This window comes from Kitasatospora sp. NPDC059408 (assembly GCF_042751525.1).
Lineage (GTDB): Bacteria > Actinomycetota > Actinomycetes > Streptomycetales > Streptomycetaceae > Kitasatospora.
This window is the reverse complement of sequence record NZ_JBHYWI010000012.1, coordinates 113,374-138,193: the sequence shown is the minus strand read 5'-3', so window position 1 is coordinate 138,193 and position 24,820 is coordinate 113,374. Positions and strand designations below refer to the sequence as shown.

The window sequence follows — 24,820 nt, the reverse complement described above, 5'->3', positions numbered from 1 at the left end:
GGCACGGGTGTCCAGCACCTTCACCGGACCGGCGGGTCAGCACCCGCCCGTGCTCACACTCTCGGCGCCCGCGCCGCCTCAGCGCCCGTGGGTGGCGAACTTCCGTACGGCCAGCGGCATGCAGAGCACGAGCAGGACCGCGCTCCACAGCAGCGAGGCGAGCACGGCGTGCTGCATCGGCCACGCGTCGCCGGGCGCCGAGGGGTTGCCGAACAGGCTCCGGCTCGCCTCGACCACCGCGCTGATCGGGTTCCAGTCGGCGACGGTCCGCAGCCAGCCCGGCATGCCGCCGGTGGGCACGTACGCGTTGGTGATCATCGCCAACGGGAAGACGGCGACCGAGAGTTGACCGGCGGCCTCCTCCTTGCCGACGGCGAGTCCGAGGCACGTCCCCACCCACGTCATGACGAAGCGGAAGAGCAGCAGCAGCCCGAACGCCCCAGCCGCGTCCGCGAATCCGTGCCGGACGCGCCAGCCGGCGGCCAGCCCGACGGCCGCCAGCAGCGCGAGCACGACGGTGCTGACCAGCAGGTCGGCGAGGGTCTGGCCGAGCAGGAGGCCGGTGCGCGAGACGGGCATCAAGCGCAGCCGGTCGGTGACCCCGCGCCCGACGTCGCGGGCGGCGCCGACCATGGTGGGCATGATGCCGTTGGTGGCGACCATGGCGAACAGGCCGGGCATCAGGAACTCCCGGTAGTCGCCCCCGCCCGGCACCTGCATGGCGCTGCCGAAGACGTAGCCGAAGACCACCACCATGATCACCGGCACGCCCAGCGAGGCGGCCAACAGGCCCGGCGAGTGGCGGTAGTTGAGCAGGATGCGGAGCATCGACGTCCCGGTGTCGGCGATCAGCCGGGACGGTCCGGCGGCGACCGGGCCCGCGTACGTGGCGGTCATCAGGCGACCCTCCTCAGGTCGGTGGTGCGGGTGGCGGTGAGAGCGAGGAACACGTCGTCCAGCGAGGGCGCCCGGACCGCGACGTCCTCCGCGACGACGCCCTTCCCGTCCAACTCCCGCACCAGCGCCGGGAGCAGGACGTCGACGCCCGGCGGTGTCACCACCGTGACCAGGCGCTCGGCGACGTCCACCTGCGCGTCCCCGCCGGACAGCCGGGACAGCACGACGGCGGCGGAGCCGAGTTGGGAGGCGTCCGCGATGGTGACGGACACCCGGCTGCCGATCTGCGCCTTGAGCCGGGCCGGCGGGCCGGTGGCGATCGCGGCGCCGTGGTCGACGACGACGATGTCGTCGGCGAGCCGGTCGGCCTCCTCCAGGTACTGGGTGGTGAGCAGCACGGTGGTGCCGTCGTCGGCCAACTCCTTGACGGTGTCCCAGATCTCCTGGCGGCTGCGCGGGTCGAGCCCGGTGGTGGGCTCGTCGAGGAAGAGCACCGGCGGGCTGGTGACGAGGCTGGCGATCAGGTCGAGGCGCCGGCGCATGCCGCCGGAGTAGGTGCGCACGAGCCGGTCGCCGGCCTCGGCGAGGCCGAAGCGGTCGAGCAGTTCGTCGGCCCGGGCGCGCGCCCGGCGGCCGCCGAGGTGGTGCAGCCGGCCGAACAGGTGCAGGTTGTCGCGCCCGGTGATGCCCTCGTCGACGGCGGCGTGCTGCCCGGCCAGGCCGATCGCGCGCCGGACGGCCTCGGACTCGCGGGCGACGTCGAACCCGGCGACCCGGGCGGTGCCGCGGTCGGGGGCGACGAGGGTGGCGAGGACGCGGACGGCGGTGGTCTTGCCGGCGCCGTTGGGGCCGAGGAGGCCGCACACGGTGCCGGCCGGGACGGTGAGGTCGAGGCCGCGCAGGGCCTCGGTGGCGCCGAAGCGTTTCGCCACGCCCGCCATCTCGATGGCGGGCCCACGGTGGTCGGAGCGGTCGGACATGGCTGTCTCCACCCTTCTCTAGGTACAGCGTACGTAGAAGCGCGTGCGGGCTCATCGTACTACGTACGCCGTACGTATCTAAGATGGGTGAGCGAGGTGATCTTCAGTGCCGTCCAGCAACACCCCCGACAACCGCGACACCCCGGGCCGCGGCGAGCCCCCGACGCCCCCCGACGCGCCCGAACTGATCTGGCTGCGCCCCGAGCGCACCGGCCGCGGCCCCCGGCCCGCCCACAGCCGGGCGTCCATCGCCGCCGCCGCGATCGCCATCGCGGACGCCGAGGGCCTGGACGCCGCCTCGATGCGCCGCGTCGCCGCCGCCCTCGGCGCGGGCACGATGTCGCTCTACAACTACGTGCCGAAGAAGGAGCACCTCCTCGACCTGATGCTCGACGCGGCGGCCGGCGAGTACGACTTCGCCACCCTCGCCCCCACCGGCGACTGCCGCACCGACCTCGTCCGGCTCGGCCGCCGGCAGCTCGACCTGTGCCGCCGCCACCCCTGGCTGCCCGCCCTGGTCCTCGCCCGCCCCGGCATCGGCCCCAACGCGCTGCGCTACACCGACCACTACCTGGCCATCACCGCCCCGAGCGGCCGCAGCGGCGGCGACCGGATGGAAGCGATGGCCCTGTTCAACGGCTTCGTCTGCCAGTACGCCCAGTACGAGCGGACCGCGGCGGCCGGCGCCAAGTGGCAGGCGGAGCTGGCCGGTTACCTCACCCAGGCGGCGATGAGCGGCGAGTACCCGCACCTGGCACAGGCCTTCACCACCCCCGGCCCGCCCTCGGACCCGTCCACCGCCTTCGAGCGCTCACTGGATCGGGTGATCACCGCCATCCTGGCGCCGCCGTCGTAAAACGCTCGTAGCCCCTGCAGCCGCCGTACCTGCCGCGCCCACCACGGCGACAACGGCTCCGGGGCGCCCGCAAGGCCGGGTCGATCCGGGTACACAGTGTCGGCGACCCGTCAACCGGTTCAGCGGAAGTCCCTCGCCCCGCCCGGTTCCCCCATAGTCTGCACGGGTGCGGTCACGCCCGGCGCCGGTGCGGGCGTCCTCCGTGACGGCCGCCCCCGGAGGGAGAACACGTCATGAGCGAGCTGGTGCACCCGTCCGACCCCGGTCTCGACGGACGGGCCGTCGGCGCGGCCGAGCGGACCTACGCGCGGAACGGATTCGACCCGGCGACGACCGACGGCCGGCTGTCCCACACCCCCTGCCGGGTGGCCAAACCGGTGTTCAACTCCTACCGCCGCAACGGCTCCCAGGCCGTGTCCGGGTTCCTGGACACCTCGTGGGCCTACGACGCCCGCCTGACCGAAGCCCCCGACGACCCGGAAGGCCGTGCGGTCCAGGACGGCGGTCCGGGCGCCGACCTCGCCCGGCTCGACGCCGCACCCGGTGCGTTCGACGAGATCGTCCTCGGCCTCGTCGGGCTCGTCGGCGACCAGGGCGGCCTGGCCGCCGCCACCGCCCAGGCCGCCCTGGACTTCGGGATCCCCGACGCCGAGCGCGGCGCGGTGGTCTTCGTCGACCCGTGGAGCGCGGTCGCCGCCTACCAGGGGTACGGCTTCGCGGGCTGGGTCTCCAACGACTACCGGGACCTCTTCGACGAGCGGAAGGCGCAGGGACTGCTGGGTGCCGCACGGCGCCTCAAGGACCGCGACCCGGCCCTCGCCGTCGGCCTGCACGTCGGCGGCTGGGAGCTGGGCGAGGCGTTCCGCCGCCTCACGCCCGACCCCGCCGCGCGGAAGCGGTTCGCCCGGTCCGTGGTCGAACTCCTGGAACAGTTCCCCATGTTCTCCACCCTCCACCTCGACTGGCGCTGGCCCGGCCTCGGCAAGGAGGCCACCGACTACGCCGCGCTCGTCGGCGAGACCAGGTCGGCCCTGTCCGCCGCCGGCCTGCCCGCGACGATCGCCGTCGCGGTGCCCGCCGCCGTCGCCCAGCTCAAGGCGATGAACGTCCCCGTCCTGGTCGAGGAGGGCGCCGAGCGCTTCGACGTGATGTCCTTCGACGCCTTCGGCAGCCCCTGGTCCCCCGGCCTCGGACACCACGCGGCCCTGCACCACGACCCGGCGGGCCCCCTGGCGGACAGCATCGACGGGGCCGTCACGTACCTCCTCGACGAGGCCCGCGTGCGGTCCACCCGCATCCACCTCGGCTACGCCACCACCACGCGCAACGCCCGCCGGGCCCGGATCGACCGCGTCTCGCCCCTGAAGGGCCGGTACGACGCGGGCCCGGGCGAGGTCGTCGGGTCCTTCCGGCCCGGCGTGAGCCACTTCGCCGACGTGCTGCGCAACTTCCTGGACCTCGAACGCGGCCGGGGACGCAACGGCTTCGAGCTGTACACGGACACCACCGCCGACGCCGACTACCTCCACAGCGCCGACAGCGGCGTCTACGTCTCCCTCGACACCCCGCGCTCCGTCCGCGCCAAGGCCGAGTACGCCCGCGCGCGCAACCTCGGCGGCCTGTTCGCCGAGCACGCCGAGGCCGACCCCGGCCTGCTCACCAACGCCGCCCACGAGGGGCTGGGGCACATCGCGACCTCGACCGTCATCGACATGAAACCGCTCTACGTCACCGGCCGCAGCGCCTAGCACCGCACCGCCTGGCACCGCTGCCCAGCGGCGCCCGGCCCACGCACCGAGCCCCCCATCCGCCCCGCGCGCCCCACTCCCGACAAACCCGTCGCACCCGCACACCGTCTCCCGTACGGTGGATCCGTAGACGATCTTGGCCGTACGACGAGGGGCACCATGCAGCAGTACGAGGGTTGGGCCGACGAACGCTTCGGCCCCGTCGCGGACGAGTTCGCCCGCAACTTCGCCGAGTTCCCCGAGCTCGGTGCCGCCGTCACGGTCTACTCGGGCGGACGCAAGGTCGTCGAGCTGTGGGGCGGCACCGCCGACGAGCGCACCGGCCGGGCCTGGACGCGGGACACGGTCGTCCCGGTCTTCTCCGTCGCCAAGGGCGCCGTGAGCATCGCCGCGCACCTCCTCACGCAGCGCGGCCGGCTCGACCTCGACGCCCCGATCGCCCGCTACTGGCCGGAGTTCGCGCGGAACGGCAAGCAGGACATCACCACCCGCATGGTCCTCGGCCACCGGGCCGGTGTGCCCGCGCTCGACGCCGTGCTCCCGTTCGAGGAGATCGCCGCGTGGGCGCCGGTCGTCCGGGCGATCGAGGAACAGCCGCCGCTGTGGGAGCCGGGCACCACGTACGAGTACCACGGCCACGTGCTCGGCTTCGCGGTCGGCGAGGTGATCCGCCGGATCACCGGCCTCACCCCGGGCGCCTTCCTGCGCGAGGAGATCACCGGGCCGCTCGGCGGCCTGCCGGTCTGGATCGGCCTGCCGCAGGAGCAACTCCCGCACCTGGCACGGCTGGTGGAGGCCGACGGCCGCCGCCCGATGCCCGGCCCTGAGCACCTGCTCACCCGGATCGTGACGATGAACGGCGCCCTCGTCTTCCCCGGCCTCGACGCGCCGCACGGCTGGAACGACCCGGCCCTGCACGCGATCGAGCTGCCGGGCGCGGGCGCCGTCGCCTCCGCGACCGGCCTCGCGGCCCTGTACGCGGCGGCCGTCACCGGCCTCGACGGCGGCGAGCGCCTGCTGTCGCACGACACCGTGACCGACGCGGTGCGCGAAGTCTCCTCCGGCGCGGGCTTCCTGGGCTTCGACATGGGCGCCCGCTGGGGCTCCGGCGTCCTGCTGGACTCCCCCGCGTTCCGCCCGCTGTACGGCCCGCGGAGCTTCGGCAACGACGGCGCCGGCGGCCAGTTCGCCTTCGGCGACGACGAGTTCGGCATCGGCTTCGGGTACGTGGCGAACCGGATGATCGGCCACGGCGACGCCCGCGCCACCCGGCTGATCCAGGCGGTCCGCGGGTGCCTGGGGTGACGGCATTCCTCGCCGGGCTCACCGAGCTGGCCGCCACCGGCGGCCTCGGCCCGCTGCGCTACGACGCCCCGCTGCCCGAACTCGCCGCCCGCTACGGCGATCCGTACGACTGCGGGCGCGTCCACAAGGACACCCGCTGGCCGCACGCCTTCGGCTGGGGCGACGCGTGGACGGTGTTCTGCAGCTGCCGCCGGCTCCGCTCGCTCTCGCTCCCGGCCTGGCACGGCGAGCTCGAACTCCCGCTGCCTGATGGCGGGTTGCGCACGATCGACACGCACGTCACGGAATCCGCGCTGGTCGCCGCGCTCACCGCGGCCGGCTGCACGTGGGAGACGGTGACGTACGAGAACATCCCCGGCCAGCGCACCCTGGAGGTGGCGCCGGCCGAGGACGTCCGGGTCGCGTTCGTCCTCACGGAGGGCGGAGACTCCGATCGCGCCGGCGAACCGCCGTCCGAGGACTGGCTGTTGAACAAGGTCGGCCTGTGGGGCTACGACCACCCCGACTGCCCCGGGCCCGACCGCACCACGCCGGACGACGGCTGGGGCGCGTAGGGCGCGTCTTTCGGCTCGGGGCCCGACGACCGGCCCGGACCGTTCCGCCCCCGCGCGGAACGGTCCGGGATCCCCTGCCCCTGCGGCTCAGCCGCCGAGCAGGAAGTCGTACACCGCCTGCCGCCCGATGTCGCTGGCCGCCCGGGTCTGGACCCCGTGCGCCGCCCCGGGGACGACCACGACGCGCGCGTCGTGCGCCATCTCCGCCTCCCGGTACGTCCAGGCGAGCGGCGTGGACAGGTCGCGGTCGCCGCCGAGCAGCAGCACCGGCACGTTCGGCAGCCTGTGGTACTCCGACGGCGTCGCCGGCACCTCCTCCTGCGGCCAGTCCAGGCAGGTGAGCAGGGTGCCCGTCCCGGTCGCGGTGGCCGGGTCGAACGGCCAGGTGTCCTCGGGGGTCAGCTCGTCCCTCGCCTCGGCCAGTGCCGCCGCCCGTCCCTCGACCGGGGTGTCCGAGGTGCCCCACGGGAAGTGCCCGTCGGCGCACAGGGTGCTCGCGTGCAGGCCCTGGCTCAGGAACTCGGCGGGCGCCGCGTTGCCCTGGTGCGCGCCGTCGATGTAGCGCTGGAGCATGGCGGGCCGCCCGGCGGCGGCCTCGTGCAGCGCCTCCGGGACCCCGTGGTAGTCCGGGTCGACGAACTCGAAGCTGGTGATCGCGTCGAGCACGTCGGGCCCGTCGTGGTAGCGGCGGACCGTCTCCGCGAGGTCGGCGGCCGGGTCGGTGGTGCACCCGGTGGCCGCGCAGGCGGCGGTGAGCACCCGGGCGGTGGCCTTCAGCGGGACGGGGTCGAGCGGGTCGTAGCCCTGCTGCGGCACCACGGAGTCCAGCACCAGCCGGGCGACGTGCGCGGGGTGCGCCATCGCGTACCGCTCGGCGGTGAAGGTGCCGTACGAGACGCCGTCCAGCGTGAGGCGCTTGTCGCCGAGGGCGCGGCGCAGCCGGTCGATGTCGGCGACGGTGTCGGCGGTGCCGTAGAACCGCCGGTCCGGGCCGAGCGCGGCCGCGCAGTCGGTGACGGCCTTCGGGGTGGGCGGGGCGAGGTCGGAGGCGCCCATCTGCTCCTGGAGCTCCGGGCACCGGAGGGCGTTGCCGCCGGTGCCGCGCTGGTCGAACATCACCAGGCGGTAGTCCTTGAGGACCGGTGCCAGCCGGCCCACGATCCGGTTGACCAGCGGGACGCCGGGCTGGCCGGGACCGCCGGTGAGGAACAGCAGGTCGCCCTTGGGCGCGTCGGTGTTGCCGCCGACGGCGACCCGGAGGTCGAGGGTGCCCGGGGTGTCGCCGCCGTGGTCGAGCGGGACGGTGAGCGTGCCGCAGGTGAAGCCGGGGCTGCCCGCACAGGGCGCCTGCCCGGTGAGCCCGCCGCCCGCACCGCCCGGGGCGGCGACCGCCGGGGAGCCCAGCGTCGTCCCGGCGACCACCGCGACGGCGCCCAGCAGGGCGGCGACGCGGCCGCGCGTTCTCGTCATGTTCGTTCGTCCTTCCCCGTACCGGTTGTCGAGGACGAGCTTGTGCCGCGGGGGCACCGCGGCGCGACGATTCCTGCAAGGATTCGAGCAGGTTCGAAACGTCGGCCCCCGGAAGCGGCCCGGAGCCGGCGGAACCGTCCGACGGGGGAAGGACACCGATGATCACGCTCACCATCGACTCGACCGGCCTGGCCCGCTCGCGGTTCGTCGTCTCGCCGCTGCACGAAGCGGTCAACACGCTGATGTCCTCCGGGCTGACGTCCCGCACCGGCCCGTACGCCTGGGTGAGCCGCACCCGCCGGGTGCTGCGCCGGGAGCGGCTGGACCTGCTCGCCGGGCTGGCCCTGGACACGGACGGCGGCTACCTGCCCGACTTCCTGTCACCGCACCCGAGCGGCCCGGCGCCCGAGGTCGCGGAGCAGCTGGCGGCCGTCCGCGCCACGCCGCCGGAGCGCGTCCTCGGCGAGCTGCTGACCGTCCGGCACGGCCGCCCGGAGGCCGGTCTGACGGGCCGTCCGCTGCCGGAGGCCGTCGAGCGGGCGATCGATCGCGGCGCGAAGTACTTCGCGCACCGGGCGGCGGACGAACTGGGCCGCTACTGGGAGCTCGCGATCGCGCCGTACTGGCCGGACGCCCGCGCGGTCATCGACGCCGAGATCGACCGGCGGGGCCGCTTCCTCGCCCGGTACGGCACCGGGGCCCTGATCAACTCCCTCGCCCCGCAGCTCTCCTGGGCGCAGGGGCGGATCCGGCTGGAGAGCCGGCTCACGGTGGCGCTGCCGGCCCGGATGGTGCTGCTGATGCCGACGCTGGTGACCCGCGAGATCCACGTCATCCTGGATCCGATCGACGGCGTGCACCGCGCGCCGACGCTGATGTACCCGGTCGCGGACCGCCGGACGGCCCGCCTGGAGCCCAGCCCGGCCCTGGCCCAGCTGCTCGGCCCGACCCGGGCGGACCTGCTCGCCGCGCTGGTCGGCCCGGCCACGACGGCGGCGCTGGCGGACCGGCACTACCTGAGCCCGGGCACGGTCTCCTACCACCTGGGCGTGCTGCACCGGTCGGGGCTGGTGAGCCGGGTGCGCAGCGGCCGGGAGGTGCTGTACCGGCGCACGCCGCGCGGCGAGGAGCTGGCGGGGGCGCGCCCGTAGCACCTCGCCGTCCCCCGTCCCCCGTCCCCCGCAACAGGTGTGTCACAGCAGCGCCCGCGGGAGCACCACCCGCACCCACTCCTCCGGCTGCGACAGGTGCGGAGCGTGACCGGCGCCCTCGTACAGGTGGCGCTCCGCCTTCGACAGGGTGAGGTCGATCAGGTCCAGCACCTCGCCGAACATCGGCGCGCTGTCGTCGCTCTGCGTGAGCAGCGCCGGGTCGCCGTAGCGGGCGAGGCCGGTGAGGTCGAGGTCCAGGGCGTCCGGGTCGCGCAGCTCGTCCAGGTAGGTGGGCGCGTTGCGGATGTAGGTGTGCCGCACGGGCGCCGGCAGCTGCGACCACGCGCCGGGGCCGAAGGCGAGGGTGTCGACGTACAGTTCGGCCGCCGCGGCCGACTCGGCCTGCTCCAGCAGCTCGCGGACGGCGGCGATCCGGTCCGCGAAGGCCGTCCCGATCGGGCGCAGGTCCGGGTCGGCGAGCAGGATGCCGGTGCCGGGCGGCTCGTGGACGGCGATGCCCCGCAGGAGGTCGGGGCGGGCGGCGGCCAGCCGCAGGGTGACCAGCGCGCCGTAGGAGTCCCCGCCGACGAACGCCGGGGCGAGGCCGAGGCCCTGGATCAGGCCGGCCAGGTCGGCCGCGTCCTCGTGCACCGAGCCCTGGGTGAGCAGGTCCTCGCTGCGGCTGTGGCCCCGGCGGTCGTAGGTGACGACGGTGGTCGACCCGACCAGCCCGGGCACGACGTGCGCCCAGGTGTCGCCGTCGCTCCAGGAGCCGTGCACCAGGACGACGCCCGGCCCCTCGCCACGGGCCTCGTAGTGCAGCGAGACCCCGTTGACCCTGATCTCGGCCATCACGAGCCTCCCGGTTTCGGCGGTGCTCCCCCACCAGCCTGACACAACCGGCCTGCGGGGTCAGATCAGCGTTCCGGGACCGCTGCCGTCACCCGGCGTGACGACCGGCGGGCGGCCGCGGTCGTCGCGCTGGGTGACGGCCGACGGTCCGGGGAACTTCCGGCGCCGCCGCCGTCACCGTCCGCGCCATGCGCTACCTTGATCGACTGTCAGTCGGCCGACTGACCACTCCCTGCACACGCGTATTCGGGGGAATACCTGCCATGCGTTCTCTGCGCATATCCGTCGCCGCCGGCGTGCTCGTCCCGCTCGCCCTGCTCACCGCCGCCTGCGGGCCCAACGACGACAAGCCCGGCGGCACCACCGCCACCACGGCGGCCGCGTCCGCCTCCGCCGCGTCGACCACCGCCGCGTCGACCGCGGCCGCCACCGGCACCAAGGCCCCGGCCGCCGGCAAGGCCCTGACGCAGGACCAGCTCGTCAAGGCCCTGCTCACCACCGCCGACCTCAAGGCCGACGCACAGCGCTCGTCCCTCGGCCCGACCCGGCCCGACCACCGGCTCACCGCCGGGAAGCCCGCCTGCCAGCCCCTGCTCGACCTCGTCGACGACGGCAGCGCGGCCACCCCGTCGCCGTCCGCCACCGGCGTGTACTACGCGACCAACGGCCGCGAGTTCACCTTCGTCCAGCTCACCCAGCTCGGCGCCGGCCAGGCCGCGAAGGCGCTGACCGCCGCCGACGGCGCGCTCGCCGGGTGCGCGTCGTTCACCGCGACCGGCGCGGGCGGGGCCCCGGTGAAGGTCACCTTCGCCAAGGCCACCGCCCCGGCGGCCGGCGAGGCGACGCTCGCCCTCAACGCCACGTTCACCGCCGACGACTGCGCCAAGGTGCTCTGCGAGGCGCGCGGCTACGTCGTCACGCACACCGGGGACGTGCTGACCCTGGTCTCCGACTCCGCGCTCGCCGACCCGGGCCTGCCGGAGCAGGCGCTGGTCAAGAAGCAGCTCGACAAGGTGCAGGCCGCCGCCAAGTAGCGCCCGTGCCGCGTGCTGCGCGGGAAGTCGGCCGGCCCGACGTCCTGCGCAGCACGCCGGCTACCGCCGCTGCCCCGCCGTCTCCTCCCACCTGCGCCCGATCGACCGCACGAGCGCCGGGTACACCCCGATGTACCGGAACGGCTTGATGCCCAGCATGTACGCGGCACCGAGCCGGCCGTTGGGCTTCACCAGCACGGCCATCTGCCCGCGGTACCCGCCCGCGCCGTCCGGGACCCAGCCGAGGTGCAGCACGGCGTGCACCGTCCGGTTCGCCAGTTCGGCCGCCCACTCGTCGTGCAGCAGGTAGACGGACCGGAACGGCAGCGAGTCCGAGTCCGGCCCGCGCGGCGCCGCGAGCAGGTCCTCGGGCAGCCGGTCGCGGAGCGACCGCACCCGGCCGCCCACGCCACCTTCGGCGTCGTCCAGGTGCAGCAGGCGCCCGAGCTGCCACCGGATCGCGAAGAGCGCGCGGTACACCCGCGAGGAGCCGGCCTTCCCGGGCTCCTCCCCCTCGGTGAACTGACCCACCAGGTACGGGAGGTCGTCGGGCCCGCCCGGCGTGGGCAGCGCCCACACGTCCTCGACCCGGAAGTCCCCGGCGATCTCGTGGATCCGCCACGGGCGCGAGGTGTGCGCCGCGTTGGGGAGTCTCATGCGTCCGCCCCTTCGTCCGGGCGCCCGGTGCGGACGCCCTGTCTATACGATGCCGTATACAAGCAGGCTAGACCCGTTTATACGGCAACGTATAGACCGGGGTCGCGAGACGTCGCGTGATCGGAGACACCCGTGGCCAACCCCCGCACACCGCGCGAGGCGTGGATCGCCGAAGGCCTCCGGGCACTCGCCGCGGGCGGACCGGACGCCGTGCGCGTCGAGGTCCTCGCCCAGTCGCTGGGCGTCACCAAGGGCGGGTTCTACGGCTACTTCCGCAACCGGGACGGCCTCCTCGCCGAGATGCTCGACACCTGGGAGCACGCCGTCGCCGGTGACGTGATCGACGGGATCGAGCGCGACGGCGGCGACGCCCGGGCCAAGCTCACCCGCCTCCACGCGATCGCCTCCGCCCCCGGCGACCCGCTGACCGACATCTCCACCGAACTCGCCGTCCGCGACTGGGCCCGCCGCGACGACGCCGTCGCCGAACGCCTCCGCCGCATCGACAACCGGCGCATGGCCTACATGCGCACGCTCTACCGGGAGTTCTGCCCGGACGAGGCCGAGGTCGAGATGCGCTGCTTCATCACCCTCTCCCTCCGCATCGGCCGGCACTTCATCGCCGCCGACGAGGGCCCGCGCAGCCGCGAAGAGGTCTCCGCCCTGACCCGCGCGTGGCTCCTGAGCTGAGCGACGGCCCTACCACCCGGCGGCCACGCCCCGGGCACCCGGCGCCATACTGGACGATCACCGCACCCCCGCCCGACAGCGAAGCGAGGACGGCCCGTGGACGGTCACCCCATCGAGGAGCCGCTGGTGCGCGCCCTCCTCCGCGCCCAGCACCCGGACCTCGCCGGCCTGCCGCTGCAGCGCGTCCCGGGCGGCTGGAGCAACCAAGTGTGGCGCCTCGGGGAGCAGTTGGCCGTACGAATGCCGCGCACCCCGGACGCTCCCGCGCTGCTGCGCAAGGAGTGGCGGTGGCTGCCCGCGCTGACCGACCGGCTGCCGCTGCCGGTGCCCCGCCCGGTGCGGGCCGGGGAACCCTCCGAACGCTTCCCGCACCCGTGGACGATCGTCGAATGGGTCCCCGGCGAACCGCTCGACCGCGCCCCGATCGACCGCCCGGCCGACGCCGCCGCGCGGCTGGCCGCCTTCCTCCGGGCGCTGCACCGGCCGGCGCCCGCCGACGCCCCGGCCAACCCGCTGCGGGGAGTCGATCTCGCCGTGGTGGAAGGGGAGTTCGAGGAGCGCTTCCGCGCCATTGCCCCGACCGGCCTGGCCACCGCCGAGGTCCGGGCCGCCTGGGAGGACGCCCTCGCGGCCCCGGCCTGGGCCGGCCCGGCGGTGTGGCTGCACGGCGACCTCCACCCGGCCAACGCGGTCACCGCCGACGGCACGCTCGCCGGGGTGATCGACTTCGGCGACCTGTGCGCGGGCGACCCGGCCACCGACCTCTCCGCCGCCTGGCTCCTCCTGCCCGACGGCGCCCTCCCCGACTTCCGCCGCGGTTACCCCGACACCGACCCGGCAACGCTCCCCCGGGCCCGCGGCTGGGCGCTCCTGCGCGGCCTCTCCCTCGTCGACATCGGCCGCGCGGGCGAACGCGGCCTCCCCGGCGGCAAGGCGACGTGGGGCCCGGCCGGGCGCGCCGCCCTCCGCCGCGTCCTCGCGACCGACTGACCCAACTTCGGTACGACGCAAGCGGCTTGTCCGCCGCATGGCCGGACGCCACACCCCGGCCGTTCCGCCGACCGGGTGGGCGTCGCGCCGGATCAGTGTGCACGCGAAGGGTCGGCTCGTTCTGCTGTACATGCCCCCCTGCTTCTTCACGTGTTCCCCACCGCCCGCACACGCCGCCGTGCCGGGGCTCCCGTGGCCCTGATCGGCCGGGCCACGGCGGCCGTCCTCTCCCTGACGATCCTGCTCGTCCCCGCGGCCGTGACCGGCGGCCCGCACCCGCCCGAGATCGGGAGCGGGTGGTGGGAGGTCTCCGCGAACGCCGCGAACGTACGGCTCGACCACTCCGGCGGCGACACCGTGCTGGGCCTCGCCCACCACGGGGACCGCGTCGAGGTCGTGGACACCTGGACGTCGCCGCTCGGCGCCCGGTGGGCCCAGGTCATGGTCGTGCGCACGCGGGTCACCGGCTGGGTGCTGTGGTCGCTGCTCACCCACCACGACCCCGCCGCGGAACCGTAGAATCCGCCGACAGGCACCAGGAGGGATGCGCGTGTTCCGTAAGCAGCGGGGGCTTCGTTCCGCACAGTTGACGTCATGGCAGGGCGAGGGCTTCACGGGGTCCGTGAACGAGTCCGCGGCTTCCGCAGGCGGCGCCGGGGACACGCCCGGAGGCCCGGTGCGCGGGGTCGCACTGCTGCTGCCGGGCGGGTTCGTCCGCGGGCACGGAGGTCCGCTGCGGATCGCCGAACTCGGCCTGCGCGACCTGGCCGCCGGACTCGCCGAGCGCGGACGCACCCACGGCGTCGCCGTGCACCTGCTGCGCTACCGCCACAGCGGCTGGAACGGAGCGGACGCCGACACCGCCGTGGACACCCGCTGGGCGCTCGACGAGCTCGAACGCCGTTACGGGCCGGTCCCGGTGGTCCTGATCGGCAACTCGCTGGGCGGGCGCGCCGCGTTCTGGTGCGCCGGGCACCGGAACGTCACCGGCGTGGCCGGCATCGCGCCCTGGCTGCCCAGCGGGGACGGCATCGCCCAGCTCGCCGGGCGGCGCGTGCTGATCGTCCACGGCACCCGCGACCACAGCGAGGCGAGTGCGGCCGGGTCCCTGGAGTACGCCCTGCGGGCCCGCGAGGTGGTGCCGGACCTCGCCCGCTACGAGGTCCCGGGCGGCAGCCACTACCTCGTCCGGCAGGCCGCCGACGTCGGCGCGCTGACCGCGGACTTCACACTGGCGGCGCTCGACGCCGAGCCGGCCGCGATCGCCACCGGCAGGGTCTGCACCCCGCTGCCGTCGCAGGCCTGAGGGGCTACTGGTCGCCTACTCCAACCCTGCCGACCGGCAGGGATGATGACGGATATTCGGGCCGAGGATGTGCCGATCGGCACATGTCCCGGAGGGGGTGCGGCGGCCAGGCTTGGGGACATCAAAGCGGCGGCCGCAGGGGCCGCCGCAGGAGAGGAGCCAGCCATGTCCCGCACCCGCCTCCACCCCCGCGTACGCGTCCGCACCGCGATCGCCGCAGCCGCCGCGGCGCTCGCCGTCACCACCGTGACCGCCGCGGTCCCCGCCCAGGGCGCCGACGCGGCCCCGCACGCCCGTCCGGCGAGCGTCAGCGGATCCGGCCGCATCCTGTTCGACTACGCGCCCGACGACGAGATCCGGTTCACCATCGACGCCCGGGCCGTCCCGTTCAGCCGCCCGTTCCCCGACGTCCCCGCACTGGCGCACGGGCTGCCCACCGACGCCCGGGGCACCGTCACGATCTCCCACCGGGTCGCCGCCACCGGCCAGGTCGGCCACGCCGAGGCCGCGGTGGACTGCTTGGTCACCGGCGGCCCCGTCGCCACCCTGACGGCGATCGTCACCAGGTCCGACGTCCGGCCCGTCGGCGAGCGGATCGGCCTGAGCGTCTACGACAGCCACGGCAAGGGCAAGGACCGCCTCGGCTTCTCCTGGGGCGTGGTCAACACGGACCTGGATTCCGAGGGCCGCCCCCGGCCCGGCATAACCGGCACGTGCATGGCCCCGGCCCCGTTCAACCCGGTCGTCGAGGGCGGCTACCACGTCCACCACACCGAGCTGCCGACCCCGTGACCGGCCCGGTGCGCCACGGTCGGCGGCCCCCGGAAACCGGTGGCCGCCGACCGCCCGGCCTGCCTATCGTCGGAGGATGACCACTCGAACCTTCCGCATCATGGTGCGCGGCGTCTTCGACGGCCTGAGCCCCGAACAGCGCGCGGAGCTCCTCGCCGACGCCGCCCGGCACGACGTCCTGCACGCGGCCTTCACCCGCGAGGGCCACCTCGCCTACGACCTCACCGCACGGGCGGCCTTCACCTTCCGGTTCCTGGACTCCGGCGAGGAGGAAGCGGACATCCTCGCCGCGACCGAGCGCGCCGAGCAGGCCGCCGAGGCCTGGCTCAGCGAGCGCGGCTACGGCTTCAAGAACCTCCGCACCCAGGCCGAGGACCTCTCCCAGGCCCCCCTCGGCAAGCGCCGGCGCCGCGCCGCCGCCACCACCAACTAGCCCCCTCCCCCCTTCGCCATCTCCTTGACCGCTCAGCACCGGTATATACTTGAGCGCTCAAGGAGGTGGCAATGACAACCCCGCAGCCCGACACGCCGCAGTCCGACGCACCGAACGCCGACGCCCAGCAGCCCGACACACCGAACGCCGGCACCCCGACGCCCGACCCCCTGGACACGGCCCTGCGCCTGGTCCGCGCGCAGGCCACGCTGGTCAAGCGCTTCGACGCGAGCCTCAGCGGCCTGCACGGCGTGAGCCTCTCCGACTTCACGATGCTCCTGCGCCTCGGCGAGGCCCCCGGCGGCCGCATGCGCCGCGTCGACCTCGCCGAGGCCCTCGGCCTGACCGCCTCCGGCGTCACCCGCGGCCTCGCCCCACTCGAACGCATCGGCCTGGTCACCCGTGAGCCCGCCCCGCGCGACGCCCGCGTCGCCTACGCAGCCCTCACCCCGACCGGCCGCGAACGCCTCGCCGAGATGCGGACCACCGCCCGCCAGGTCGCCGCCGACGTCTTCGCCCAGTGGCCCGCGGGCGACCTCACCACCCTCGCCACCCTCCTCGGCCCCCTCACAGGCTCCCTCCGCTAACGCCCGCACGGAAACACCTGAGGAAGCACGCCCACGCGGAAACCCGAGTGCGCCGCCCGACGCGGCTCTGGGATCATGCCCAAATGGCGCAGCACCTCGAACCCCTCGTGGTCCGGCACACGCACCGGATCCCCGTCCCCGCCGGCACCCCCGTCCCCGCCGGGGGCCAAGGGGCCGACGCGGCACGGCAGTTCGACGCCGCGCTGATGTCCGTGGGCTTCAAGCTGTCGGCGGGCCTGCTGGAGCACCTGTCCGAGCTGCCCGCGGCCACCGTCGTCGACACGGCCGCCCGCACGCTGGACACCGTCCGTGCGATGGTCGGCGACCACGTCACGCACAACGCCTACTTCATCGACTTCCCGGCCAACGTCCCGGACACCTTCGACTTCTGGACGCGGTGCATAGCCGAGGCGCTCGCCGACGACGCCACCCGCGAGAACACGATCGCCCAGCTGCGGACCGGCGTGGTCGACCTCCTGACCCTCCCCACCTACGGCAACTACCGCCACACCTACGCCGAGTTGCTCGCCGCCCACGACGAGCTGATCGCCGCCGCGGGCGACCGCCTCACCGTCCTGCACCCGGGCAACCCCCTGGCCGACGAGGTCACCGCCCTCTACCTGGCCCTGGCCGGCAGCACCACCCCGCTCGGTGAGGAGGCCCTGGCCGACCTGCGCACGCTCGCCGCACACTGCGTCAACGGCCCCCAGCCCGAGGCGATCCCGGTCCGCGAGAACCGCGCCGTCGTCAACCTCGCCCGCCTCGACGCCGGCGCGGAGCTCCTCGTCGACACGGCCACCGACGTGCTGCGCCTCGCCTGCGCACTCTCCGACGGCGACGTGACGCTCGCCGAGCCCACCCGCTTCCGCTCGTTCTCCCGGCGCGTCCGCCGCACCCTGCTCACCGGCCTCGACACGGTCATCGCCGGGAACCCGGCCAAGCTGGCCGACATCACCGCCCACCGCGAGCAGTTCAAGCGCCTCGGCGAGCGCCTCCACCCCCACGAGTACCCGCGACTCCCGCACGCCGCCGACGCGTTCGCCGTGGCCCGCGGCGAGCAGGAGGCCCGCTCCTTCGAGAGCCGCATCGAGGAGCTCCTCAGCGCCGACGACGTGACGGGGGCCGTGCGAGTGCTCGCGTCCGCCCCCGGCAAGCTGTTCCGCGCCCTGGACCGGCTGCTGTGCGCGTGCCGCACCCAGGACGAGCTCGACACCGTCGTGTCCGCCGCCGAACGGGCCGCCCCGGACACCGCCGGCCGCGTCCTGCTCTCCGTCCGCGAGCACCTCCACAACCGCGCCGACGACGACCGCGCCGACCACACCCACACCCCCGACGCCTCCCGCGGGAGCACCGACCCCACACCCCCCACCCGCCGCGTCTTCGCCAACCGCCTCGGCCGCGCGTGGGTCACCGGCGACACCCGCCCGCCCCTGCCCGCCGCCGTGCGCAAGCACCTGATCGACGTCCTCGACGCCGAGCTGCGCCGCCGCCTGCCCACCCCCGGCCACCTGCTGATCGACCCGGCCGTCCTCGACGTCGCCCTGCCCCTCAGCGGCAAGGCGACCGCCTCCGGCCTCGGCGTGCTCCCGCGCGGCTCCCTCTCCCCCGTCGACGGCGAGCTCCTGCGCTTCTTCGTCCACTGGAAGCAGACCAGCCGCACCACCGACTTCGACCTGTCCGCGCTGCTCCTGGACGACGCCTACCAGACGATCACCTGGCTCTCCTACACCCAGCTCCGCGAAATCGAGGGCGAGCACTCCGGCGACATCACGGACGCCCCCGACGGCGCGTCCGAGTTCATCAACCTGCGCCTGGGCGCGGTCCGCGGCAGCTACATCGTGCCGCAGGTGAACGTCTACTCCGGCGAGGGCTTCGAGCAGGTCGAGGAGTCGTTCTTCGGCTACATGCTGCGCGAAGCCGAGCAGCAGGGCCTCCCCTTCGAACCGCGCACCGTCCGCATGAAGTCCGACCTGCGCGGTCCCGGCAAGGTCGCCCTCCCCCTCGCCTTCCTGCGCACCCCGGACGGCCGCTGGCACGCCAAGTGGCTGCACCTGTACCTCCAGGGCGACCCGGACGCCAACCGGGTCGAGGGCAACCGGGTCTCCGTCGCGACCCTGCTGCGCGGCATCGTCGAGCGCGACCACCTCACCGTCCGCTACCTCGCCGACCTCATGGGCGCCCCCACCACGACCCTGTGGAACACCGCTTCCCGCGCGACGCCCCCGCCCGGCCCGGTCACCTACATCGGCCTGGAACGCCCCGAGGGCCTGCACCCGGACTCGGTCGTCATCACCCCGGAAAACCTGCGCGACCTGATCCCCGCCTGACTGCTACGGTGATCCCCGGCGAGGCCATGGACGGGCTTCCTTCTCACTTCCCTGACCCTAGCCCGTCCGCTTTCCTCGCTCTCGACCTCACCGATGCCGGGGTGCCCACCACAGCACCCCGGCATCGTCGTTCCCCCACTCCTCGCCGCACACCCCACCCCCGGCCCTCCCCGCGCGACGACCTAGGCTGGACACGCACCACCGGCCCGGACCAGCGCGAGGGGCGCCCCATGACGCACGGCAGCGACGACGGCGAGGCGCTCGACCTCGCCGCCGCCCAACGCGAGCACTGGCAGCGGACGTACGGCACCCACCCGGGCATGTACGGCGAGCAGCCGTCCGACCCCGCGCGGCACGCCGCCCGTGTCTTCGCCGCCGCCGGGGCGCAGGAGGTGCTGGAGCTCGGCGCGGGCCACGGACGGGACGCGCTGTTCTTCGCCCGCGAGGGCTTCACCGTCCTCGCCGCCGACTTCAGCCCGACCGGCCTGGAGCAGCTCCGGGCCACGGCCGCCGCACGGCAGCTCGCCGACCGCGTCACCACCGCCGTCCACGACGTCCGCCGCCCGCTGCCGTTCCCCGACGCCTCCGTCGACGCCGTGTTCGCCCACATGCTGCTCTGCATGGCGCTGTCCACCGAGGAGATCCACGCGCTCGTCGCGGAGGTCCGCCGCGTGCTGCGCCCGGGCGGGACGTTCGTCTACACCGTCCGCCACACCGGTGACGCCCACTACGGCGCGGGCACCGGCCACGGCGACGACATCTGGGAACACGGCGGCTTCGCCGTGCACTACTTCCCGCGCGCCCTCGTCGACGCCCTCGCCAAGGGCTGGCACCTCGCCGAGGTGCACCCGTTCGACGAGGGGGACCTGCCCCGCCGCCTCTGGCGCGTCACCCAGCACAGGGCCGCCACACCGAACACCCCCACCTGACCACCCCACCTGACCACCCCACCTGACCACCCCGTCTGACCACCCCACCTGACCACCCCGCCAAAGCAGCCATCCCAAGCCCCCAACCCCCCCGGAGACCGCCCGATGACCACCGCCCAGCACCCCACCCCCGACCTGAGCATCGACGGCACCGGCCTGCTCTGCGTACAGCTGCTGCTGCGCCTGCGCGGCCGGATCTCCGGCCACCCGGCCGGCACGGTGGTCCACATCCACACCACGGACCCGGCGGCCCCGCTCGACCTCCCGGCCTGGTGCCACCTGACCGGTCACGAGTACCTCGGCCCGGTCCCGCACCCGGCCACCGACCGCGAGGTGTACGCCATCCGCCTCACCGCCGCCGCCCTCCCCACGCGCCCCGACCGCCCCTGGCACCCCGCGCCCGCCGACAGCGGGACGACTGGCTGACGACCGACGGTCGCGGCCCGCCCGCCATGCCGCCGACCCGACCGGTGTGCCACCATGGGGAAATCGAACGACCAAGCGCCATAGGGAGGTTGACCACCTTGGACGCGAATCCGGGCCCGATCCTCGACTGCCAGTGGCACGATCCTCAGGGCGACTGGCACCTGAGCGTCATCCGCAACGGGTCGGCGTGGGAGCTGTTCGCCGCCGCGCCCGTCCACTCGGAAACGATCCCCTTCGACGGCCCCGACGACGTCCGCCGCCTCGCCCAGGCACTGCTGGACCTTCCGGCCGAGCCCGAGCCGTACGAGTTCGAGTGGCACCTCTCGCGCACCGAGGACACCAGGCCCGGGGACGGGCACACCCTGTTCGCGACCTTCACGGTCGGGCTCGACCCGGCGGACGACCACCGCCCGTACCTCGCCTACCAGTCGTACTACCACCGGGGCCACTCGACCGCCCTCGGGCTGGAGGTGATCTGCGAGGACCCGCCGATCGACCGCCTCCGGGCCCAGGCGCACGCCCTCCTCACGAGCCTCCCGCAGCCGCAGCCGCTCCCGCCGCACCACACCCGCCGGACACCCTGAGCCGACGGCCGCGAACAGGGCCCACCGGCCGGGAAAACGCGAGCGCCGCACGCCCGCCGAAGCGGTCGTGCGGCGCCGGAGGCTCGCGCGGGAGAGCGCGGGAGAGACGGAGTCAGGCCGTCCGCCGCAGCAGCGCCAGGTACATCGCGTCCGTCCCGTGCAGGTGCGGCCAGAGCTGCACGTCCGGGCCGTCCCCGAGCGCGGGCACGCCGGGCAGCAGCGGCCGGGCGTCGATCCACTCGACGCGGCCGCCCTCCGCGCGCAGCACGTCGTCGACGACGGCCCGCGTTTCGGCGAGGTGCGGCGAGCACGTCGCGTACCCGACGACGCCGCCCACCCGGGTGGCCTCGATGGCCGAGCGCAGCAGGTCCCGCTGGAGCGGCCCGAACGCGGCGACGTCCGCGGGGCGCCGCCGCCACCGCGCCTCCGGCCGGCGGCGCAGCGCGCCGAGCCCGGAGCAGGGCACGTCCACGAGGACGCGGTCGAAGCCGCCGGAGCGCCAGGCCGGCCGCGTCCCGTCGGCCGCGATCACGGTGTACGGGCCGGGGTTGCCCTCCAGCGCCCGCGCCACCAGCCGGGCCCGGTGCGGCTGCTTCTCGCTGGCGACGAGGGCCGCGCCGCGCTCGGCGGCGAGGGCGCCGAGCAGTGCGGCCTTGCCGCCGGGGCCGGCGCAGCCGTCGAGCCACAGCCGGTCGGGGCCGTCCAGCGGAGCGGCGGCGAGGGCGAGGGCGACCAGCTGGCTGCCCTCGTCCTGCACACCGGCCCGGTTCTCCCGGACGGCGTCCAGCGAGCCCGGGTCGCCGCCCTCGGCGAGCCGCAGCGCGAACGGGGACCAGCGGCCGGGCTCGGCCTCCGGCAGGGCGTCGGCGAGTTCGCCGACGGCGACCCGTCCGGGCCGGGCGACGAGCGTGACCTCGGGCCGCTCGTTGTCGGCGCGCAGCAGGTCCTCGATCGCGGCGCGCCCGGAGGCGTCCGGCTGCCAGCGGCCGAGGGAGTCCCAGAGCGCGGAGACGACCCAGCGCGGGTGCGAGTGGACGACGGCGAGGTGGTCCTCGGCGTCCTGGTCGTACGGCGGGGCGACCTGCTCGATCCAGGCGTCGAGGTCGCGGGCGCTGATCCGGCGCAGGACGGCGTTGACGAACTTCGCCTTGCCGTCGCCGAGCACGACGCGGGCGAGCTCGACGGTGGCCGAGACGGCCGCGTGGCTCGGGATGCGGGTGGCGAGCAGCTGGTGGGCGCCGAGCGAGAGCACGTCGAGCACCGGCGGGTCGACCTTGCTCAGCGGCCGGTCGATGCAGGCGGCGATGATCGCGTCGTAGGTGCCCTGGAGGCGCAGGGTGCCGTAGACGAGCTCGGTGGCGAGGGCGGCGTCGCGCCGCTCCATGCCCTTCTGCTCGGCCTCGCGGAGCAGCGACGGCAGGATCAGGTTGGCGTAGGCGTCGCGCTCGTCGACGGCGCGCAGGGCGCGGAAGGCGACGATCCGCGCCGGGTCCTTCTTGGGCCGGCGGTGCGGACGGGGGGCGCGGTTGGCGCTGGGGGTGCTCACAGGTGCCTCAAAGTGCTGCGGTGGTTATCAGCTGCGGTGGTTGTCAGTTGCGGTGGTTATCAGCTGCGGTGGTTGTCAGCTGCGGTGGTTGTCGGACGAACAGTCGAACAGTAACGCCAAACCGGGTACCCCGGCCTCTCAGCCCCCGAAGCGCTCCCCGGCCTCCAGGCGCGCCCCGCGCGCCCAGTCCGCGGCCCGCATCTCCTTCTTGCCCTGCGGACGGACCTCGCCGAGCTCGATGTCGTGGCTGCCGGTGCCGACCCGGACGCTGTTCTTGCCCACCATGGCGACCTCGCCCGGCGCGAGCCCGGTCTCCCCGGGCAGGAGCTTGACCGGCCCGGTCACCTTGAGGCGCTCGCCGCGGAACTCCGTCCAGGCGCCGGGTGCCGGGGCGCAGCCGCGCACGACGCGGTCGATGCGCAGGGCGGGGTGGGTCCAGTCGATGCGGGCGTCCTCGACGGAGATCTTCGGGGCGAGCGTGACGCCCTCGGCCGGCTGCGGCACGGCGTGCAGGGAGCCGTCCGCGATGCCGTCCATGGTGGCGGCGAGCAGGCGCGCGCCGGACAGCGACAGCCGGGTCAGGAGCTCGCCGCTGGTGTCGGCCGGGCGGACCTCCTCGGTGATCACGCCGAAGACCGGGCCGGAGTCGAGGCCCTGCTCGATCAGGAAGGTGGACGCGCCGGTGACCTCGTCGCCGGCGAGCACCGCGTGCTGGACCGGGGCGGCGCCGCGCCACGCGGGCAGCAGCGAGAAGTGCAGGTTGACCCACCCGTGCTTGGGGATCTCCAGGGCGCCGGGGCGCAGCAGGGCACCGTAGGCGACCACCGGGCAGCAGTCGGGGGCGAGTTCGGTGAGCCGGGCGACGAAGTCCGGGTCGCTGGGCTTCGCCGGCTTGAGGACCTCGATCCCCGCCTCCTCGGCGCGCTGGGCGACGGGGCTGGCGACCAGCTTGCGGCCGCGCCCGGCGGGGGCGTCGGGGCGGGTGACCACCGCGACGACCTCGTGCCGGTCGGAGGCGAGCAGGGCGTCCAGGGCGGGAACGGCGACCTCGGGGGTGCCGGCGAAGACGAGACGCATCAAGTGCCTTTCTGAAAACGGGGATTCAGGCCAGTGGGGAGCTCAGCGCGCGGCGCCGAAGGTGCTGTGCGGGGAGACCTTGACGACCGGCGCCGGCCCGGTGCCCCACTCCGCCTCCCGGATCGCCCTGAGCGCGGCCTTGCGCTGCTCGGTGTCGAGCCGGTCGATGAAGATGATCCCGTCGAGGTGGTCGGTCTCGTGCTGGATGCAGCGGGCGAGCAGCTGGGTGCCCTCCAGGGTGACCGGGTCGCCGTACATGTTGAAGCCCTTGGCGACGACACCGTACGCGCGCTTGGTGTCGTAGCGCAGGCCCGGCAGGGAGAGGCAGCCCTCGGGGCCGTCCTGCTCGTCCTCGCTCAGCGACAGGTCCGGGTTGATCAGGTGCCCGGTGACGCCGTCCACGTGGTAGGTGAACACCCGCAGGGAGACGCCGAGTTGGGGTGCGGCGAGGCCGGCCCCGGGGGCGTCGAGCATGGTGTCGGTGAGGTCCCCGACGAGCTTGCGCAGCTCCTTGTCGAAGGTGGTCACCGGCTGGGCGGTGGCGCGCAGGACGGGGTCTCCGAAGAGACGGATCGGCTGGATCGCCACGGGGCGCGGGCTCCTGTCCGTAGGGGCGCGGGGCTGGGACAACGGCTGGTTCACCGGCAAGTCTATGCAACCCCTCCGTGCGGCCCGGCCGGCCACCCGTCCCCCGTCCTCCGTCGTCCCGCCCCACGCACCCCGCAGGCCTCACGCACCTCATCGGGCGCTCCCGCACCGCCCGCCGGGCCCGTCCCGTGCCACCCACACCCGTGACTGGCATATCCCGAGTCCGCTCGGCGGCGTTACCCCGGCCCCCGCTTCGGCGTTGGTCAAGTGAGATTGACCGGGGCCGGGGCGCACGGGACACGGCGCTCCGGCCGAGCTGACCGTACGGAAGGTGGCACGTAGGCCATGGCCGAGCAGATCAACCACGACGCCCGGGCGCGGGCGAGCCTGCACCTGCTGGTGCGGGACATCGAGCGGGTGAGGCGCCAGGTCGACGCGCTGCGGACCCTCACCGCCCAACTGGGCAACGTCTACCGCCCGCGCCGCCCCAGCACCTCGGCCGGGTTCGTGGTGTACGGCCGGGCGCCCGCGCCGACCGTGCGCCTGGCACAGGAGCTGCGGGAGAGCGTGGAGACGCTGGTGGCGGCGGCGGTCGAGTTCGACCGGGCACTGGGCTTCTCCTGGGACTCGGTCGGGTCGGCCCTCGGCGTCACCAAGCAGGCGGTGCACCGGCGGTACGGGATGCGCCGGCCGACCAGCGAACTGCTGGCCGCGAGCGGCGCCGTCCCGGGCCCGAGCCGCCCGGACCGCTCCGAGGAGCTGCCCGCCCCCGCCGAGCGCAGCGGCCTGGCCGCGACCGTCCCGGCGGCCCGCCAGGGCGGCCTGGACCGCAGTGCACTGGAGCGCGCCGGCACGGACCGCCCCACCGTGGACCGCAGCGCCATCGACCGGACGCCCCTGGACCGGACGCCGATCGATCGCGGCGTCCCCGACCGTTCCCCCGCCGAGCGCTCCCCGATCGACCGCACCGGCATCCCCCTGCGCGGCTGACCCCTCCCTCCCGAGGGCCCCCGGGGCGGGGTGGCCCACTCACCCCGCCCC

25 protein-coding genes and 1 pseudogene are annotated in these 24,820 nt (G+C 74.8%); 18 read left to right on the top strand and 8 right to left on the bottom strand.

Translation table 11 applies throughout. The features are described 5' to 3' along the window. Nucleotides 1-78 precede the first annotated feature (78 nt). Both ACFXDE_RS11270 and ACFXDE_RS11265 read right to left on the bottom strand, forming a co-directional pair. Nucleotides 79-897, bottom strand: a complete 819-nt coding sequence (locus tag ACFXDE_RS11270) for an ABC transporter permease (protein WP_380493086.1) — start codon at nucleotides 895-897, stop codon at nucleotides 79-81. After that, nucleotides 897-1,877 (bottom strand): ATP-binding cassette domain-containing protein, encoded by a 981-nt coding sequence (locus tag ACFXDE_RS11265; protein WP_380493084.1) that lies wholly within the window; start codon nucleotides 1,875-1,877, stop codon nucleotides 897-899. The genes ACFXDE_RS11270 and ACFXDE_RS11265 overlap by 1 nt, the downstream gene beginning before the upstream one ends. Nucleotides 1,878-1,983: 106 nt before the next feature. Between ACFXDE_RS11265 and ACFXDE_RS11260 the strand changes: the two genes are divergently transcribed. The 4 genes from ACFXDE_RS11260 to ACFXDE_RS11245 all read left to right on the top strand — a co-directional run bounded on the left by ACFXDE_RS11260 (nucleotide 1,984) and on the right by ACFXDE_RS11245 (nucleotide 6,340). Next, nucleotides 1,984-2,733 carry a TetR/AcrR family transcriptional regulator gene (locus tag ACFXDE_RS11260; RefSeq protein WP_380493082.1) on the top strand — a complete coding sequence of 250 codons (750 nt, stop codon included), beginning with the start codon at nucleotides 1,984-1,986 and terminating at the stop codon, nucleotides 2,731-2,733. Nucleotides 2,734-2,966: 233 nt separating this feature from the next. Continuing rightward, nucleotides 2,967-4,481 carry a glycosyl hydrolase family 18 protein gene (locus tag ACFXDE_RS11255; RefSeq protein ID WP_380493081.1) on the top strand — a complete coding sequence of 505 codons (1,515 nt, stop codon included), beginning with the start codon at nucleotides 2,967-2,969 and terminating at the stop codon, nucleotides 4,479-4,481. Nucleotides 4,482-4,640: 159 nt separating this feature from the next. Beyond that, nucleotides 4,641-5,786, top strand: coding sequence for a serine hydrolase domain-containing protein (locus tag ACFXDE_RS11250; protein WP_380493079.1), 1,146 nt, complete (start codon nucleotides 4,641-4,643; stop codon nucleotides 5,784-5,786). After that, the gene (locus ACFXDE_RS11245) at nucleotides 5,783-6,340 is read left to right on the top strand and encodes a hypothetical protein (RefSeq protein ID WP_380493077.1); all 558 of its coding nucleotides are present in this window, start codon (nucleotides 5,783-5,785) and stop codon (nucleotides 6,338-6,340) included. Before ACFXDE_RS11250 ends, ACFXDE_RS11245 begins: the two co-directional genes overlap by 4 nt. Nucleotides 6,341-6,427: 87 nt before the next feature. Here the strand turns inward: ACFXDE_RS11245 and ACFXDE_RS11240 are convergent, their stop codons facing one another. Next, the gene (locus ACFXDE_RS11240; protein WP_380493075.1) at nucleotides 6,428-7,810 is read right to left on the bottom strand and encodes an alpha/beta fold hydrolase; all 1,383 of its coding nucleotides are present in this window, start codon (nucleotides 7,808-7,810) and stop codon (nucleotides 6,428-6,430) included. 158 nt (nucleotides 7,811-7,968) lie between these two features. On the opposite strand from ACFXDE_RS11240, the gene ACFXDE_RS11235 reads away from it, so the two are divergent. Beyond that, nucleotides 7,969-8,961 carry an ArsR/SmtB family transcription factor gene (locus ACFXDE_RS11235; protein ID WP_380444630.1) on the top strand — a complete coding sequence of 331 codons (993 nt, stop codon included), beginning with the start codon at nucleotides 7,969-7,971 and terminating at the stop codon, nucleotides 8,959-8,961. A gap of 42 nt (nucleotides 8,962-9,003) precedes the next feature. On the opposite strand, the gene ACFXDE_RS11230 is transcribed toward ACFXDE_RS11235, so the two are convergent. Continuing rightward, nucleotides 9,004-9,813 carry an alpha/beta fold hydrolase gene (locus ACFXDE_RS11230; protein WP_380444632.1) on the bottom strand — a complete coding sequence of 270 codons (810 nt, stop codon included), beginning with the start codon at nucleotides 9,811-9,813 and terminating at the stop codon, nucleotides 9,004-9,006. 263 nt (nucleotides 9,814-10,076) lie between these two features. On the opposite strand from ACFXDE_RS11230, the gene ACFXDE_RS11225 reads away from it, so the two are divergent. Then, nucleotides 10,077-10,847 carry a hypothetical protein gene (locus tag ACFXDE_RS11225; RefSeq protein WP_380493073.1) on the top strand — a complete coding sequence of 257 codons (771 nt, stop codon included), beginning with the start codon at nucleotides 10,077-10,079 and terminating at the stop codon, nucleotides 10,845-10,847. Between the two features lie 60 nt (nucleotides 10,848-10,907). Here the strand turns inward: ACFXDE_RS11225 and ACFXDE_RS11220 are convergent, their stop codons facing one another. Continuing rightward, nucleotides 10,908-11,504 (bottom strand): DUF2867 domain-containing protein, encoded by a 597-nt coding sequence (locus ACFXDE_RS11220; protein ID WP_380493071.1) that lies wholly within the window; start codon nucleotides 11,502-11,504, stop codon nucleotides 10,908-10,910. Between the two features lie 132 nt (nucleotides 11,505-11,636). Here ACFXDE_RS11220 and ACFXDE_RS11215 point away from each other — a divergent pair, with 132 nt between their 5' ends. From ACFXDE_RS11215 to ACFXDE_RS11165, 11 genes are all read left to right on the top strand, one after another. Further along, complete coding sequence (locus tag ACFXDE_RS11215) at nucleotides 11,637-12,194, top strand: TetR/AcrR family transcriptional regulator (RefSeq protein ID WP_380493069.1); 558 nt, start codon at nucleotides 11,637-11,639, stop codon at nucleotides 12,192-12,194. Between the two features lie 96 nt (nucleotides 12,195-12,290). Continuing rightward, complete coding sequence (locus ACFXDE_RS11210; protein WP_380493067.1) at nucleotides 12,291-13,184, top strand: aminoglycoside phosphotransferase family protein; 894 nt, start codon at nucleotides 12,291-12,293, stop codon at nucleotides 13,182-13,184. Nucleotides 13,185-13,376: 192 nt separating this feature from the next. Beyond that, a complete protein-coding gene (locus ACFXDE_RS11205) occupies nucleotides 13,377-13,703 on the top strand; it encodes a hypothetical protein (protein ID WP_380493066.1) in 327 nt (108 codons plus the stop codon). Nucleotides 13,704-13,860: 157 nt separating this feature from the next. Continuing rightward, entirely contained in the window at nucleotides 13,861-14,490 is a 630-nt protein-coding gene (locus ACFXDE_RS11200; protein ID WP_380493064.1) for an alpha/beta hydrolase, read from the top strand. A gap of 165 nt (nucleotides 14,491-14,655) precedes the next feature. Continuing rightward, nucleotides 14,656-15,282, top strand: a complete 627-nt coding sequence (locus tag ACFXDE_RS11195) for a hypothetical protein (protein ID WP_380493063.1) — start codon at nucleotides 14,656-14,658, stop codon at nucleotides 15,280-15,282. Nucleotides 15,283-15,358: 76 nt separating this feature from the next. Next, entirely contained in the window at nucleotides 15,359-15,715 is a 357-nt protein-coding gene (locus ACFXDE_RS11190; protein WP_380493061.1) for a DUF6204 family protein, read from the top strand. A 71-nt stretch (nucleotides 15,716-15,786) separates the two neighbouring features. After that, nucleotides 15,787-16,302, top strand: a complete 516-nt coding sequence (locus ACFXDE_RS11185) for a MarR family winged helix-turn-helix transcriptional regulator (RefSeq protein WP_380493059.1) — start codon at nucleotides 15,787-15,789, stop codon at nucleotides 16,300-16,302. Between the two features lie 83 nt (nucleotides 16,303-16,385). Next, nucleotides 16,386-18,629: a hypothetical protein gene (locus tag ACFXDE_RS11180; protein WP_380493057.1), complete on the top strand. Its 2,244-nt coding sequence runs from the start codon at nucleotides 16,386-16,388 to the stop codon at nucleotides 18,627-18,629. A 230-nt stretch (nucleotides 18,630-18,859) separates the two neighbouring features. Beyond that, complete coding sequence (locus tag ACFXDE_RS11175; protein ID WP_380493056.1) at nucleotides 18,860-19,558, top strand: class I SAM-dependent methyltransferase; 699 nt, start codon at nucleotides 18,860-18,862, stop codon at nucleotides 19,556-19,558. Nucleotides 19,559-19,663: 105 nt separating this feature from the next. After that, nucleotides 19,664-19,984 (top strand): sulfurtransferase TusA family protein, encoded by a 321-nt coding sequence (locus ACFXDE_RS11170; RefSeq protein ID WP_380493054.1) that lies wholly within the window; start codon nucleotides 19,664-19,666, stop codon nucleotides 19,982-19,984. A gap of 98 nt (nucleotides 19,985-20,082) precedes the next feature. Further along, the gene (locus ACFXDE_RS11165; RefSeq protein WP_380493052.1) at nucleotides 20,083-20,568 is read left to right on the top strand and encodes a hypothetical protein; all 486 of its coding nucleotides are present in this window, start codon (nucleotides 20,083-20,085) and stop codon (nucleotides 20,566-20,568) included. Nucleotides 20,569-20,680: 112 nt separating this feature from the next. On the opposite strand, the gene ACFXDE_RS11160 is transcribed toward ACFXDE_RS11165, so the two are convergent. The 3 genes from ACFXDE_RS11160 to def all read right to left on the bottom strand — a co-directional run bounded on the left by ACFXDE_RS11160 (nucleotide 20,681) and on the right by def (nucleotide 23,779). Next, the gene (locus ACFXDE_RS11160; RefSeq protein ID WP_380444654.1) at nucleotides 20,681-22,114 is read right to left on the bottom strand and encodes an RsmB/NOP family class I SAM-dependent RNA methyltransferase; all 1,434 of its coding nucleotides are present in this window, start codon (nucleotides 22,112-22,114) and stop codon (nucleotides 20,681-20,683) included. Nucleotides 22,115-22,252: 138 nt separating this feature from the next. Continuing rightward, nucleotides 22,253-23,191, bottom strand: a complete 939-nt coding sequence (gene fmt, locus ACFXDE_RS11155) for a methionyl-tRNA formyltransferase (protein ID WP_380493050.1) — start codon at nucleotides 23,189-23,191, stop codon at nucleotides 22,253-22,255. Between the two features lie 42 nt (nucleotides 23,192-23,233). Further along, complete coding sequence (def, locus tag ACFXDE_RS11150; protein ID WP_380444658.1) at nucleotides 23,234-23,779, bottom strand: peptide deformylase; 546 nt, start codon at nucleotides 23,777-23,779, stop codon at nucleotides 23,234-23,236. A gap of 345 nt (nucleotides 23,780-24,124) precedes the next feature. Between def and ACFXDE_RS11145 the strand changes: the two are divergent. Continuing rightward, nucleotides 24,125-24,595 (top strand): annotated as a pseudogene (locus tag ACFXDE_RS11145) (hypothetical protein); the annotation flags it as partial. Nucleotides 24,596-24,820: the final 225 nt, after the last annotated feature.

Excerpts from the sequence above, each read along its gene's own strand:
- ACFXDE_RS11270 (WP_380493086.1), bottom strand. The coding sequence starts at position 897 with ATGACCGCCACGTACGCGGGCCCGGTCGCCGCCGGACCGTCCCGGCTG.
- ACFXDE_RS11220 (WP_380493071.1), bottom strand. The coding sequence starts at position 11,504 with ATGAGACTCCCCAACGCGGCGCACACCTCGCGCCCGTGGCGGATCCAC.
- ACFXDE_RS11190 (WP_380493061.1), top strand. The coding sequence starts at position 15,359 with ATGACCACTCGAACCTTCCGCATCATGGTGCGCGGCGTCTTCGACGGC.
- ACFXDE_RS11240 (WP_380493075.1), bottom strand. The coding sequence starts at position 7,810 with ATGACGAGAACGCGCGGCCGCGTCGCCGCCCTGCTGGGCGCCGTCGCG.
- ACFXDE_RS11170 (WP_380493054.1), top strand. The coding sequence starts at position 19,664 with ATGACCACCGCCCAGCACCCCACCCCCGACCTGAGCATCGACGGCACC.
- ACFXDE_RS11180 (WP_380493057.1), top strand. The coding sequence starts at position 16,386 with ATGGCGCAGCACCTCGAACCCCTCGTGGTCCGGCACACGCACCGGATC.
- ACFXDE_RS11175 (WP_380493056.1), top strand. The coding sequence starts at position 18,860 with ATGACGCACGGCAGCGACGACGGCGAGGCGCTCGACCTCGCCGCCGCC.
- ACFXDE_RS11265 (WP_380493084.1), bottom strand. The coding sequence starts at position 1,877 with ATGTCCGACCGCTCCGACCACCGTGGGCCCGCCATCGAGATGGCGGGC.
- ACFXDE_RS11235 (WP_380444630.1), top strand. The coding sequence starts at position 7,969 with ATGATCACGCTCACCATCGACTCGACCGGCCTGGCCCGCTCGCGGTTC.
- ACFXDE_RS11230 (WP_380444632.1), bottom strand. The coding sequence starts at position 9,813 with ATGGCCGAGATCAGGGTCAACGGGGTCTCGCTGCACTACGAGGCCCGT.
- ACFXDE_RS11195 (WP_380493063.1), top strand. The coding sequence starts at position 14,656 with ATGTCCCGCACCCGCCTCCACCCCCGCGTACGCGTCCGCACCGCGATC.
- fmt (WP_380493050.1), bottom strand. The coding sequence starts at position 23,191 with ATGCGTCTCGTCTTCGCCGGCACCCCCGAGGTCGCCGTTCCCGCCCTG.
- ACFXDE_RS11250 (WP_380493079.1), top strand. The coding sequence starts at position 4,641 with ATGCAGCAGTACGAGGGTTGGGCCGACGAACGCTTCGGCCCCGTCGCG.
- ACFXDE_RS11225 (WP_380493073.1), top strand. The coding sequence starts at position 10,077 with ATGCGTTCTCTGCGCATATCCGTCGCCGCCGGCGTGCTCGTCCCGCTC.
- ACFXDE_RS11185 (WP_380493059.1), top strand. The coding sequence starts at position 15,787 with ATGACAACCCCGCAGCCCGACACGCCGCAGTCCGACGCACCGAACGCC.
- ACFXDE_RS11255 (WP_380493081.1), top strand. The coding sequence starts at position 2,967 with ATGAGCGAGCTGGTGCACCCGTCCGACCCCGGTCTCGACGGACGGGCC.